This window comes from Blautia sp. DFI.3.45, from assembly GCF_020593505.1.
Classification (GTDB): Bacteria; Bacillota; Clostridia; order Lachnospirales; family Lachnospiraceae; genus Blautia_A; species Blautia_A wexlerae.
Genome location: NZ_JAJDMI010000023.1, coordinates 1 through 12,177, shown reverse-complemented (window position 1 = coordinate 12,177; position 12,177 = coordinate 1). Strand labels below are relative to the sequence as shown.

Sequence of the window (12,177 nt, the reverse complement as noted above, 5' to 3'; positions counted from 1 at the left end):
GCGAGGTGTTTTGGCATGAATACGCCAAAATCCCGAGACATACAAGCCAAAATTCCATTGCCGCAGGCAATCTGGAATGAATTTTGGCTACGTTACTGAGAACGGAGTGAACAGTAACAGATTTTTGCATATTATAATCCGCACAATTCGAGAGGAGGAATATCATGAGGCTGAATCCCAAAGAACAGGAAAAATTAATGCTTCATATGGCAGGAAATCTTGCAAAAGAGAGAAAGGAAAGAGGTCTGAAACTGAATTACGTGGAGGCACTTGCGTATATCAGTTCTGAACTCCTGGAGCTTGCAAGAGATGGTAAAACAGTAGTAGAGCTGATGCAGCTTGGAACCAAAATCCTTACAAAGGATGACGTAATGGACGGTGTTGCTGATATGATCGGTGAAGTTCAGGTAGAGGCAACATTCCCGGATGGAACCAAGCTTGTGACAGTACATAATCCAATTCAGTAAGGAGGAGAATGAGCATGAAGATCGGTGAAATTATGGCCGCAGATCGTGAGATCACACTTAATGAAGGCAAGAAAACAGTGACAGTAACAGTGGCAAACAAAGGCGACAGACCGGTTCAGGTCGGTTCTCATTTTCACTTCTTTGAAGTAAATAAATGCCTTTCTTTTGACAGGGAAAAAGCCTATGGATATCATTTGGACATTCCTTCAGGAACATCTGTAAGATTTGAGCCAGGTGAAGAAAAAGAGGTTCAGCTTACAGAAATGGGCGGCAGACAGAGAGTATTCGGACTGAATGATCTCACCCGCGCCCAGGCAACTGACGATACAAAAGCAGCATCCATGGAAACTGCGAAATTAAAAGGATTTCTGTAAGGAGGGACAATAATGAGTACAAAAATTTCCGGAAGCAAATATGCGGCAATGTATGGCCCGACTACAGGAGATAAGGTACGTCTGGCAGATACAAGCCTTGTGATCGAGGTAGAAAAAGATTATACAACCTATGGAGACGAAGTAAAGTTCGGCGGCGGCAAGACAATCCGTGACGGTATGGGACAGTCTGTAAAAACCTGCAGCAAAGACGGAGATCTGGATCTGGTAATTACCAATGCATTGATCGTAGACTCTACAGGAATCGTAAAAGCAGATATCGGTATCAAAGACGGTAAAATCGCAGGAATCGGTAAAGCCGGAAATCCGGACATCATGGATGGCGTCACACCTGGAATGACAGTGGGTGCATCTACAGAAGCACTTGCAGGAGAGGGAATGATCGTAACTGCAGGTGGAATTGATACCCATATCCATTTCATCAGCCCACAGCAGATCGACTGTGCATTATACAGTGGTGTAACTACTATGATCGGAGGTGGTACAGGCCCTGCAGACGGTACAAATGCGACTACCTGTACACCTGGACCATGGAACTTAAAAATGATGTTAAAGGCAGCCGAGGAATACCCGATGAACTTAGGTTTCCTTGGAAAGGGTAACTGCTCAGACGAAGCTCCTCTCATTGAGCAGGTCAAGGCTGGAGCTATGGGACTGAAGATCCATGAGGACTGGGGTGCAACACCTGCAGTTATCAATCACTGTCTGAATGTGGCAGATGAATATGATGTACAGGTTGCCATCCATACAGACACATTAAATGAAGGTGGATGTGTGGAAGATACACTTGCAGCCATCGGCGGCAGAACCATTCATACTTATCATACAGAGGGTGCAGGCGGTGGACATGCACCAGATATCATCCGCGCAGCAGCAGCTCCGAACGTACTGCCATCCTCCACAAACCCAACAATGCCATATACAGTAAACACTCTGGATGAGCATCTGGATATGCTGATGGTCTGCCATCATCTTGACAAGAGAATCCCGGAAGATGTTGCATTTGCAGATTCCCGAATCCGTCCTGAGACAATCGCAGCAGAGGATGTTCTTCATGATATGGGTATCTTCAGTATGATGAGCTCTGACTCTCAGGCTATGGGACGTGTAGGTGAGGTTATCACACGTACCTGGCAGACAGCAAGTAAGATGAAAGATGAGAGAGGTGCACTTCCGGAAGATGCAGGACATGACAATGACAACTTCCGTGTAAAACGTTATATCTCCAAATATACCATCAACCCGGCAATCACACACGGTATTTCACAGTATGTGGGCTCTGTGGAAGAAGGTAAATTCGCAGACCTCGTTCTCTGGAATCCTGTATTCTTTGGCGCAAAACCGGATATTATCATCAAAGGCGGTATGATCATTGCATCTAAGATGGGCGATGCAAATGCATCCATTCCGACTACACAGCCGGTTCTCTATCAGCCAATGTTTGCAGCTCATGGAAAAGCTAAGAACGAAGCCTGCCTGACCTTTGTATCCCAGGCTGCCATGGATGAGAATGTAAAAGAGAAGTACGGTCTTGAGAAAACTGTAGTACCTGTAAAGGGATGCAGAAATATCAGCAAAAAAGATATGGTATTTAACGACAGAACACCGGAACTGACCGTAGATCCGGAGACATATAAGGTTACTGTTGACGGCGAAGAGATCACTTCCAAACCGGCAGAGAAGCTTCCGCTGACACAGCTTTACAGTCTGTTCTAGACAACTTTAAACCATTACATTCTGGTTATCTGATCATAAAAATGATATTCGCAGGACTGTTATTTATGGAGTTTTGTGAGAACTTTTATAAGAACTTACCAAACGATATAATGACAGTCCTGTCAGTATAAAATTCTGATTTTTATATGAAAATAAGCAGGATTTATTTATCTTGTTATGAGTGTTAAATAAACTATTTTTGCTCGCGAAATATAAACAGAAAGATATATTGAAAAACAGGAGAGGAGAGAATATTATGTTAGGAGTTTGTCTTTTATTCGTAGGAATCGTACTGATCAACAACGGTATGTGTTCTTTATACAATGTAGACGGAAAATCAACCGCCATTATGAACATCTTTACAGGCGGCCTTTCTTTATTTATTAACTTTGTCAATCTGGTGCAGGGCAATTATTATGCAGCAGGAACAGGATTACTGTTCTGCTTTACCTATCTTTTCGTAGCCCTGAGTAAATTCCTGAAAGCAAGCCCGATTCCATTTGCATGGTTTTCTACTTTTGTAGCCATCAATGCGGTGATCTTCGGTACAATCGAGGGATTTACAGGAAGCACTGCACTGGGAATCACACCGGATCTGCGTTGGGCAGCAATCTGGTATCTGTGGGCAATTCTCTGGGGAACTGCTTTCGTAGAAGATATCTGCGGAAAAAAACTGGGAAAATTCGTTCCATATCTTCAGGTATTTGAAGGAATCGTAACTGCATGGGTTCCTGGAGTTATGATGTTGCTTCAGATTTGGTAAGATTCAGGAGGTCGAAAATAATGCTGTGTGAACAGGTTTTGGGAAAGCTTCATGATTTTGATACTACAGGAAAAACAATAGAATATGTAGATATCGAATGGCACGAAGCATTCAAGAAAATACATAAAAAAACAACAGACAAAGGAACAGAAGTGGGAATCCGCATGGACGATTCCATTCTTGCCAGAGGTCTATATCAGGATGATGTGATCTACGCAGATGATGAGAAGCTTGTAGTGGTAAATACACCGCCATGCGAAGTGATCCGCGTTTCTCTGACTTCCGGACATGAGAAAATGTCTGCAAAAGTCTGCTACGAAATCGGCAACAGACACGCACCGCTTTTCTGGGGAGAGAATGATACGTTTATCACGATCTATAACGAGCCAATGCTTGTTATGCTTCAGAAAATCCATGGAGTTCAGGCAGAGAAAGAAGTGTTGAAGCTGGACTTTGACAAGAGAATTTCTGCAAGTATTCATAATCATCATCATTAAATATGACTATAAGGAATGTTATGAGTAAACTGTAAGGCAGATAATGTATTTACTGAAATTTGAATATTTAAGACAATCAATGTTAATTATGGAGGTTCTTCATGTCAGAAAAACAGTTCTATCTTTTACAGGTAAATGATGCGCTGTTTCCCATCGGAGGATATTCCCATTCCCAGGGACTTGAAACTTATATTCAGCGTGGAATTGTCCACGATGCAGACACAGCCAGAGAGTATATTACTCACAAAATCAAATGGAATCTTGCATATACAGAACTTCTGGCAGCCAGACTTGCATACGAAGCCGCAGAGAAAAAAGACCTGCAGGAACTTCTGTACCTGGAAGAACTTCTGGAAGCATCCAGAATTCCTATGGAACAGAGAGAAGCCGCCAGAAAAATGGGTTCCCGTTTCGCAAAAACCATTGAAAAGCTAGGGCTTTCCATCAGTGAAACAGGGATTTTCAGAGAATATCTGGATGCGAGAAAGGGAAAAGCAGTAAATCATTGCTGTATTTACGGAGTTTTTTGTGCGGAAATGCAGATTTCTCTGGAAGAAGCGCTGACGCATTATCTATACGCACAGACATCTGCAATCGTCACCAACTGCGTAAAAACAATTCCACTCAGCCAGACATCCGGGCAGCAGCTTCTGAGCGGATGTTATGGTGAGTTTGATGAGATATTAAAGGATATCATGAACAGAAGCGAGGAGGACTTATGTCTCTCTGCACCTGGATTTGATATCAGAGGAATCCAGCACGAGAAGCTGTATTCCAGATTATATATGTCGTAAGAAAGAAAAGAGGAAATCGGTATGTCATACGTAAAAATCGGAGTTGCCGGACCGGTAGGTTCCGGAAAAACAGCACTTATTGAAGCACTGTCAAGAAAGATGGCAAAGGATTACAGTATTGGTGTCATCACAAATGATATCTACACAAAAGAAGATGCCCAGTTCCTTGCAAAGAACAGCGTTCTTCCTGTAGAAAGAATTATTGGTGTAGAGACAGGCGGATGCCCTCACACAGCCATCCGTGAAGATGCTTCCATGAATCTGGAAGCAGTAGATGAGATGATGGAACGCTTCCCTGATATTGAACTTCTTTTCATCGAAAGCGGCGGAGATAACCTGTCTGCAACATTCAGTCCGGAGCTGGTAGATGCAACCATCTTCGTCATTGATGTAGCAGAAGGAGATAAGATTCCGCGTAAAGGCGGTCCTGGAATCACACGTTCTGATCTTCTTGTAATTAATAAGATAGACCTGGCTCCATATGTAGGTGCAAGTCTGGAAGTAATGGAAAGAGACTCCAGAAAAATGCGTGGTGACAGACCATTCCAGTTTACAAATATCCGCGGAGATGAGAACGTAGATAAAGTGGTAGAGTGGATCAAGAAAAACGTACTCCTAGAAGGAATGTAAAGGAAAATGCCTATGGATAACAAATTCGGAAAAATATCCCGCATCAGCGCCTGCGCAGCCTTAAAAGACGGAAGGACTATTCTGGAAGATTTGTCTTTCACAGCACCATACAAGATTATGATGCCCTTCGAAAAAGAAAACGGTGGGATCCAGATCATGCCTCTTTGTGCTTCCGCCGGAATTATGGCAGGTGATTCCCAGGAATTTTCCTACCATGTAAAGGAAGGTGCAGATCTGGAAGTCCTGTCCCAGTCCTTTGAGAAAATCCACAAAATGGACGAAGGCTCAGCCGCCCGAACCATTGAAGTGCAGGTAGACAAAAACGCTACATTATACTACTATCCCCAGCCGGTTATTCCTTTTGCACAGTCAGCCTTTGACAGCAAGATGACTATCCATCTGGAAGACGAAACCTCTCGTTTATTCCTGCTGGAGATTATCTCCTGCGGCCGAAATGCACACGATGAACGCTTTCAGTACCGCAGATTCTCCTCAAAAGTCTTGCTGTACAGAGGGGACAAACTCATCTATCGCGACAACACCCGCTACGAACCGGACAAAATGCCCATGGAAGGAATCGGAATGTACGAGGGTTACACACATATGGCAAACCTGTTTCTTTCTAAGATCTGCAGCAGAGATGGTGAAAATTGCAGTCAGGAATCCGGAACTGTAAAGTCAGCAGATTCAGCCATCAATTTGGAACTTCAGGAAAAAATCTGGCAGATCCTTGATGAAGATTCGGAAATAGATGGAGGTGTTACCCGTCTCACAGCCGGAGATCTGGCGTTGAGAATCTTCGGTTATCGTGCTCAGAAACTGCAGCAGGTAGCGGAAAAAATCAAAAAGTTATACGAAACAGAACAGAGATAAAAAACGGCGGGATTTCCCGCCATTTTTTGTGCTGATGTATAGAATTATGTCGCTGAGGCGACCCGCCGCAGGCGGAGAATCATTGAGCATCCCTTAATTGCTCTACAACGCTGCATTTCGCTGCGTTGTCATACATCATGCAAGGAATCAGCCACCCCAGCAGAAGAAATACCGGAATTGTCAGCAGGACAGGCAGAATGGTGAATCGATACTCAAAGAACCAGAACATACTGCCCAGCATTTTTCCTGCAAGAGGTCCCACCGCCAGCGACAGAATAAAGGCCGCCGCTACGGAGGACATTGCGTAAAATAATCCCTCGTAGATCAGCATGGTTTTGAGCTGCCGGTTCGTCATTCCTACAGCCTGAAGCACAGCAAATTCACGGCGGCGGGAAAGAATACCGGTCATCATGGCGTTGAAGAAATTTAAGAGTCCCACCAGCCCGATGATAGCACAGAGAATACCACCTATCAGAAGGAACATCTGCCGGAACTGAGCAAATTCAGAGCGAGCCGTGGCCTTGCTTTCATACATCAAGGGCGAAAACTCACCGGCAGTGAGCTTCGATAGATATTGCTCTGCTTCGGCCTCGTCAACTTCGTCCGCTGTGTCGAACAGGTAGAGCATCGGAATGGCTGCACCACCGCTGTCCCTCTGTGCGGTGTCCACAGACAAAACTACGTCATATCCAATACCACTATAACGATAACTCATGGAATTCGGAAGTTCTACCAAGGCGCAGACCGTGTACTCTACATCTCTGGCTCCATACAATTTTGCCTGAAAGTACTCCTCCGGTGTATCTTCGGTGAGTTCCCCGGTGCGGCTGTCGATATATTTCACATCGTCCGCATAGGTAACGGTGATCGTGTCTCCCACCTTGGGGTAGTATTCAAGATTGGGCAGATTACCGTAGTCATCTAAGGAAACCGCAATGGCAATGGCGTTATTGTCCGGCTCCAACATGGGAGAAATATCTCCGTCGAATACTTGCAGCTTGTCAAACAGACTGTTATCCAGAGCCTCGATTCTGGTATCTCCCATCACCATATTGCCCCGGTGCTCCAGACGGCTCATATGGCTGTCCAACTGCTCGGCGCTTTCGTACTTTGCATAGTCCTGCCGCAAAGCATTCTCCGTCATCCACAGGTAGGCGGGTTTTCGCACAGCATATCCCGTGCCGGAAAGACTGGCCTTTGTGTTTGCTGCGATCTCTTCGATTTGTTCTGGCGTGATGAATTCATCTGCCGGGTTGTAACGGAAATAGTCGGGCGTGCTGACGATAAAATCGGCGCAGGTCATGGCGGATACATACTTCTCCATGCTGAAGCCGCCCACAAAGGCACACAGCGCATTGAACAGTGTCACCGACAGTGCCAGAGACACCACCACCAGCACCGTCTTTTTCTTGTTTCGTCCCAGATTGGCAAAGGCCATCTGATGGAGCTTTGCTCCCCGGATGCTGCGCCGTTTTTTCTTGGTCTGCATCACATCCGTATATTTGGTAGCCTCCACCGGAGAGACCTTGGCTGCCATTTTTCCGGGCTTAGAACAGGACAAAAGCACCGTCAACAAGGCAAACAGCATGGACCCAAGGAAGATCACAGGCGAAGTGCTGATGGTGGTGATGCCTGTATCCAACTGGATGGAGTGCAAGACAACAGGCACCAAAACAGCGCCGATGCCGTAGCCCAGCAGCAGCCCCGCCGGAATGCCGATCAGACAAAGCAGAAGTGCCTGCTGGCGAATGATGCGTTTGAGCTGCCGGGGCGTTGTGCCAATGGTTTTCAGAAGTCCGTAAAACCGGATATCCCCTGCAACAGAGATCTGAAAAATGTTATAGATGATAAGATACCCAGTGAAAATCACCAGCAGCAAAAAAGCTGCTATGGCGATCACAAGTTCCGGATCAAGCTTCGACTCCAGCTGGGATGAGGTATATCCCCAGTTGACGCCGATCCGGACGCTGTTGGGATCGGTATAGCTGTCCCATGTGTAGCCAAGATCGGTATCCACCTGCTCCATCTGCCCTTGAATGTTTGTGCCGGAGGCCAGCATGACATTCAAATCGGTGCGGAAAGGCTGTAAACCTGTTTTTACTGCCTGCGCTTCGATGTCATCTGCGTAATCACGGCTGATGTTGATGTAATGAACAGGCATTAGTTCATCATAGTCCCAATAGCCTACCAGCGTAAAGGTATCTGTTACAGTAAAGGCGGTTTGATCCTTGTCCGTAATGGAATAGGAAACCGTGACCTCGGCGCCCAGCTCCGGCGTTACGCCAAGCAGCTGCAACGCTGCCGTATCCATGGCTACCTCTTTGCCGCTTTCGGGCATCCGTCCGGTAGTAGGGGTTGCATAGCTCCATTTAGTGCAGTTGGCATCCATGTAGCTGATCTCTGCCGGTACTTTGGCAAAGACCCCCTCCGCAGTGATACCGATTACCTTCCGTATCCCCGCAGCCTTCACCTTTGGGTGGGCAGCGATGCGTTCCGCCTGCTCGGGGGAAACATCCTTAAAGGTGCCGTGTGCATAGCCGCCTACCTGCCGAAACTGGTAGGTTTCATAGCTGGCGTTCAGTGACAAGACAATGGTGAACATGGACGTAAATAGCAGCGTTGTCAGCGCAATGGCAAAAATAGCGATCAGATTGCGGCGACGGTTCGCATAAAGAGATTTTAAGCTGAGCTTTCGAATACATTTTCTGTTTTTGACATTCATCGTAGCCACCTCCCGTTAGTTCTGGGAGACGATCCGACCATCTTCGATACGGATAATGCGGTCTGCCATCTGCGCAATTTCTTCGTTGTGAGTGATCATTACGATTGTCTGGGCGAACTTTTGACTGGTGACTTTCAAAAGGCTCAATACATCCTGGCTGGTTTTGGAATCCAGATTGCCGGTGGGTTCATCTGCCAGAATGATAGCGGGTGCTGCCGCCAGCGCACGGGCAATGGCTACCCGCTGCTGTTGACCGCCTGAGAGCTGATTGGGCAGCGCATCCAGACGATCATCCAGCCCAAGTGTCTGTACAATCTGCTGTACGAAATCCTTATTGACCTTGCCACCGTCCAGCTCAATGGGTAGAACAATATTTTCATACACATTCAGCACCGGAACAAGATTATATGCTTGGAACACAAAGCCGATTTTCCTGCGACGGAAGATGGTCAGCGCTTCCTCCTTCAGGGAGAAAATATCCTGTCCGTCCACCATGACCGTGCCACTTGTAGGGCGATCCAGCCCGCCCAGCATGTGCAGCAGCGTGGATTTGCCGGAGCCGGATGTGCCGACAATTGCAACAAATTCGCCCTTCTTTACACTTAAATCAACTCCATCCAACGCATGAACTGCGTTATTGCCGGAGCCATAAATCTTTTTTAGGTTTTTTGCCTGTAAAACTTCCATAAATGAGTACCTCCATGAAAAAATCTGTATGTATGAAAGGAAATGATCCTTTGATACATACAGATTATCGCATAGGAATCTTTCCACATTCTTTCCGGCGGAAAATGAAATCTAACAGTTTTGATAGAATTGTTGTTATTTCGGCAGAAATATGGAAAACGTACTTCCTTTTCCCGGAACGGAAGCAACCTTGATATAACCGCCCTCGCCGGATATGATCTGTCGGGCAAGGTATAAGCCGATGCCCACACCTTCTTGTTTCTGCACACTATTTGAGCGGTAAAAGCGAGCAAATATCTTCGCTTGCTCACTTTCCGGGATGCCTGAACCGGTATCCGATATATCGATCCTTGCAAACATTTCATAGCTTACGGCAGAAATAGTAATGGTGCCATGCTCTGTATATTTGATGGCGTTGTCTACGATATTAGCCAGCGCTTCCGCTGTCCATTTGAAGTCGAATACAGCAAAAGCATCGGTATCTTGCAGTCGCAAAGACAATCCTTTTTCAGAAGCCTTGGCAGTATATTGTTCTACTACGCTTTCAAGCAGCGGCTGCAGCGCTGCTTGCTGAGGGGAGAGTGAAATGATCCCGTTTTCCAGTCTGGAAAGCTTTACGAGAGAATCGATCAGAAATCGCAGCTTTTCCGATTGTTTGTACAGCGCCTCCACATTTGCCTTCGCCGATGCAGGCAGAGTTTCCTCCTTCAGAAGCTCGCTGTATAACAGCAGGTTTGCAATCGGCGTTTTCGTCTGGTGGGAAATGTCTGCAATCAAGGTTTTGATTTTGTCTTTTTCCTGCGCTATATTTTGAGAAGATGCTTCTGCTGCGGAAAGATAGTGCGCAAACTTCGTTTCCAATGCAGACAGCTGGCTTTCATCAAAATTGTTTTCAGAAAAGGAGCCGGTCATGGCAGCGTCTAGCATCCTTTCGATTTCTTCCATCGTTTTTCTGGCCTTTCTCCGCTCCCATAACACAACAGCTGCCGCCGCCAGAAAACACAGCAGTATGATCACAATGCCGGTTTTATTCATCTTTTGTCACCCAGCTATAACCGATTCCATAGACGGTTTTAATATATTTCTGTGCACCAAGCTTATCCCTCAGACGCTTGATCGTAACAGACAAAGCATTTTCATCCACATATTCTGCGCCATCTGTCCAGATCCGGTCTACAAGGTCTCCACGGGTCATGGTTCGGCCTCGGTTTTCAACAAGCAGACGCAGTAATTTTTGTTCGGTTTTGCTCAATTCCACTTTTGAATCTGCCACATAAAAGGTCATAGCCTCAAAGTCAAAGTGAAATAGATCCATATGGAACGGCGCATTTTTATGGTTTGACGCTTGCTTTCGCAGTTGGGTATTCACCCTTGCCCGCAAAACCGAAAGAGAAAAGGGCTTGGTAATGTAATCATCAGCGCCCCTCTCCAGTCCGTCTACGATGTCCAGATCGGTGTCATTGGCAGTCAGCAGAATAACAGGAACTCCGGGCATGTTTTCCTTGACCTCCCGGAGCAGCTCAAGCCCACTGCCATCTGGCAGATTGATATCCAACAGGATCAGGGATACACTACCGCAAAGCAATTGCTCTCTTGCCGCTTTTAGATCATGGCAGGATATAATCTGACGGTCATCTGCTTTCAATGCTTTACTTAAACCCTGATTCAACCCTATATCATCTTCAATAATCAATAATTGTTCCATGTATCTCACTCCTTCGTTATTCAAATGCCACCATCATTTCCTTGGGCAATTTTTTTCGTTTCGTTTTGGATTTCTGTTTCAGCCGGACAGCATGAATAGCACCTTCGGCAACCAGAAGTTCCCAGTCATATCTGGAGTTTTTGATTGTTCTGTTTTATGTGGCAAAGATTGATAAGAAAGCTATAAAAAAGAGGTTATGCGCACATCACATGTGCATAGCCTCGCTCCATTCTTTCTCCCTGAATCCGGTAAGTACAAAGTCATCTCCGATTACCAGAGGCCGTTTCACCAGCATTCCATCTGTAGCAAGGAGTTTCAGCTGCTCATCTTCAGACATATCTTTTAACTTATCTTTTAATCCCATTTCCTTATAGATCATTCCGCCTGTATTAAAGAATTTCTTCAGTGGAAGACCACTTTTTGCGTACCATTTCTTCAGTTCTTCGTAAGTAGGATTTTCTTCTTTAATAGCCCGTTCTTCATAATTGATATTGTGTTCGTCCAGCCATTTCAGGGCTTTCATGCAGGTACTGCATTTGCGGTAAACTAAAACTTTCATAGACATTCTCCTCGTATAGATTTATCGTAACTATTTACAGGTAATTACTTCCTCCGTTATTGTTCCAGATAGATATATCATAAATTGGAAAGGGCGATTTTGCAAGAGAATGTTATGGAAGAATTGTAAGGCTTAGATTTTCATAAATAAATCCTTTCGTTTGTCATAGGCGGAAACCCACTGCCTTTAGGCGGTGGGAGGAGCCTTGTAAATCGTTATCTATTATCCCTGACTCTCAATATATTTTTGTATAGTTGCTGATGACACTTCTCCAATGCTACAAGCAAAATAACCATCTGACCAAAATATTTTTTTCTTCCAATACTGTTTTGATAAGACCGAATTATACTTTTGCCATAAGTAGTATGTTGT

14 protein-coding genes are annotated in these 12,177 nt (G+C 45.4%); 8 read left to right on the top strand and 6 right to left on the bottom strand.

Going from position 1 to position 12,177, the window contains the following annotated elements; translation table 11 throughout:
* Positions 1 to 164 precede the first annotated feature (164 nt).
* From ureA to LJE09_RS09635, 8 genes are all read left to right on the top strand, one after another.
* Positions 165 to 467, top strand: coding sequence for an urease subunit gamma (gene ureA, locus LJE09_RS09670; protein WP_008705098.1), 303 nt, complete (start codon positions 165 to 167; stop codon positions 465 to 467).
* Positions 468 to 481: 14 nt separating this feature from the next.
* Positions 482 to 841 carry an urease subunit beta gene (gene ureB / locus LJE09_RS09665; RefSeq protein ID WP_019163039.1) on the top strand — a complete coding sequence of 120 codons (360 nt, stop codon included), beginning with the start codon at positions 482 to 484 and terminating at the stop codon, positions 839 to 841.
* A 12-nt stretch (positions 842 to 853) separates the two neighbouring features.
* Complete coding sequence (gene ureB, locus LJE09_RS09660; RefSeq protein ID WP_008705097.1) at positions 854 to 2,575, top strand: urease subunit beta; 1,722 nt, start codon at positions 854 to 856, stop codon at positions 2,573 to 2,575.
* 256 nt (positions 2,576 to 2,831) lie between these two features.
* Positions 2,832 to 3,338 carry an AmiS/UreI family transporter gene (locus tag LJE09_RS09655; RefSeq protein ID WP_008705095.1) on the top strand — a complete coding sequence of 169 codons (507 nt, stop codon included), beginning with the start codon at positions 2,832 to 2,834 and terminating at the stop codon, positions 3,336 to 3,338.
* 20 nt (positions 3,339 to 3,358) lie between these two features.
* Positions 3,359 to 3,835, top strand: a complete 477-nt coding sequence (locus tag LJE09_RS09650; protein ID WP_118617370.1) for an urease accessory protein UreE — start codon at positions 3,359 to 3,361, stop codon at positions 3,833 to 3,835.
* Between the two features lie 101 nt (positions 3,836 to 3,936).
* A complete protein-coding gene (locus LJE09_RS09645) occupies positions 3,937 to 4,629 on the top strand; it encodes an urease accessory protein UreF (protein ID WP_055153858.1) in 693 nt (230 codons plus the stop codon).
* 21 nt (positions 4,630 to 4,650) lie between these two features.
* Positions 4,651 to 5,259, top strand: a complete 609-nt coding sequence (ureG, locus tag LJE09_RS09640) for an urease accessory protein UreG (RefSeq protein ID WP_021925795.1) — start codon at positions 4,651 to 4,653, stop codon at positions 5,257 to 5,259.
* A gap of 12 nt (positions 5,260 to 5,271) precedes the next feature.
* A complete protein-coding gene (locus LJE09_RS09635; RefSeq protein WP_055201263.1) occupies positions 5,272 to 6,132 on the top strand; it encodes an urease accessory protein UreD in 861 nt (286 codons plus the stop codon).
* 79 nt (positions 6,133 to 6,211) lie between these two features.
* Here LJE09_RS09635 and LJE09_RS09630 read toward each other — a convergent pair whose 3' ends face one another.
* The 6 genes from LJE09_RS09630 to LJE09_RS18810 form a co-directional block, all read right to left on the bottom strand.
* On the bottom strand, positions 6,212 to 8,854 hold the full coding sequence (locus tag LJE09_RS09630; protein WP_055058598.1) for an ABC transporter permease: 2,643 nt from the start codon (positions 8,852 to 8,854) through the stop codon (positions 6,212 to 6,214).
* A gap of 15 nt (positions 8,855 to 8,869) precedes the next feature.
* On the bottom strand, positions 8,870 to 9,541 hold the full coding sequence (locus LJE09_RS09625; protein WP_006858253.1) for an ABC transporter ATP-binding protein: 672 nt from the start codon (positions 9,539 to 9,541) through the stop codon (positions 8,870 to 8,872).
* Between the two features lie 135 nt (positions 9,542 to 9,676).
* A complete protein-coding gene (locus LJE09_RS09620; RefSeq protein ID WP_215691341.1) occupies positions 9,677 to 10,576 on the bottom strand; it encodes a sensor histidine kinase in 900 nt (299 codons plus the stop codon).
* Positions 10,569 to 11,246, bottom strand: a complete 678-nt coding sequence (locus tag LJE09_RS09615) for a response regulator transcription factor (RefSeq protein ID WP_227311256.1) — start codon at positions 11,244 to 11,246, stop codon at positions 10,569 to 10,571. The genes LJE09_RS09620 and LJE09_RS09615 overlap by 8 nt, the downstream gene beginning before the upstream one ends.
* A 205-nt stretch (positions 11,247 to 11,451) precedes the next feature.
* Complete coding sequence (locus LJE09_RS09610) at positions 11,452 to 11,811, bottom strand: arsenate reductase family protein (protein WP_025577743.1); 360 nt, start codon at positions 11,809 to 11,811, stop codon at positions 11,452 to 11,454.
* Between the two features lie 216 nt (positions 11,812 to 12,027).
* Positions 12,028 to 12,177 (bottom strand): transposase (locus LJE09_RS18810; protein WP_227311272.1); only part of this gene is annotated, 150 nt, incomplete at its 5' end.

Excerpts from the sequence above, each read along its gene's own strand:
- ureA (WP_008705098.1), top strand. The coding sequence starts at position 165 with ATGAGGCTGAATCCCAAAGAACAGGAAAAATTAATGCTTCATATGGCA.
- ureB (WP_019163039.1), top strand. The coding sequence starts at position 482 with ATGAAGATCGGTGAAATTATGGCCGCAGATCGTGAGATCACACTTAAT.
- ureB (WP_008705097.1), top strand. The coding sequence starts at position 854 with ATGAGTACAAAAATTTCCGGAAGCAAATATGCGGCAATGTATGGCCCG.
- LJE09_RS09655 (WP_008705095.1), top strand. The coding sequence starts at position 2,832 with ATGTTAGGAGTTTGTCTTTTATTCGTAGGAATCGTACTGATCAACAAC.
- LJE09_RS09650 (WP_118617370.1), top strand. The coding sequence starts at position 3,359 with ATGCTGTGTGAACAGGTTTTGGGAAAGCTTCATGATTTTGATACTACA.
- LJE09_RS09645 (WP_055153858.1), top strand. The coding sequence starts at position 3,937 with ATGTCAGAAAAACAGTTCTATCTTTTACAGGTAAATGATGCGCTGTTT.
- ureG (WP_021925795.1), top strand. The coding sequence starts at position 4,651 with ATGTCATACGTAAAAATCGGAGTTGCCGGACCGGTAGGTTCCGGAAAA.
- LJE09_RS09635 (WP_055201263.1), top strand. The coding sequence starts at position 5,272 with ATGGATAACAAATTCGGAAAAATATCCCGCATCAGCGCCTGCGCAGCC.
- LJE09_RS09630 (WP_055058598.1), bottom strand. The coding sequence starts at position 8,854 with ATGAATGTCAAAAACAGAAAATGTATTCGAAAGCTCAGCTTAAAATCT.
- LJE09_RS09625 (WP_006858253.1), bottom strand. The coding sequence starts at position 9,541 with ATGGAAGTTTTACAGGCAAAAAACCTAAAAAAGATTTATGGCTCCGGC.
- LJE09_RS09620 (WP_215691341.1), bottom strand. The coding sequence starts at position 10,576 with ATGAATAAAACCGGCATTGTGATCATACTGCTGTGTTTTCTGGCGGCG.
- LJE09_RS09615 (WP_227311256.1), bottom strand. The coding sequence starts at position 11,246 with ATGGAACAATTATTGATTATTGAAGATGATATAGGGTTGAATCAGGGT.
- LJE09_RS09610 (WP_025577743.1), bottom strand. The coding sequence starts at position 11,811 with ATGTCTATGAAAGTTTTAGTTTACCGCAAATGCAGTACCTGCATGAAA.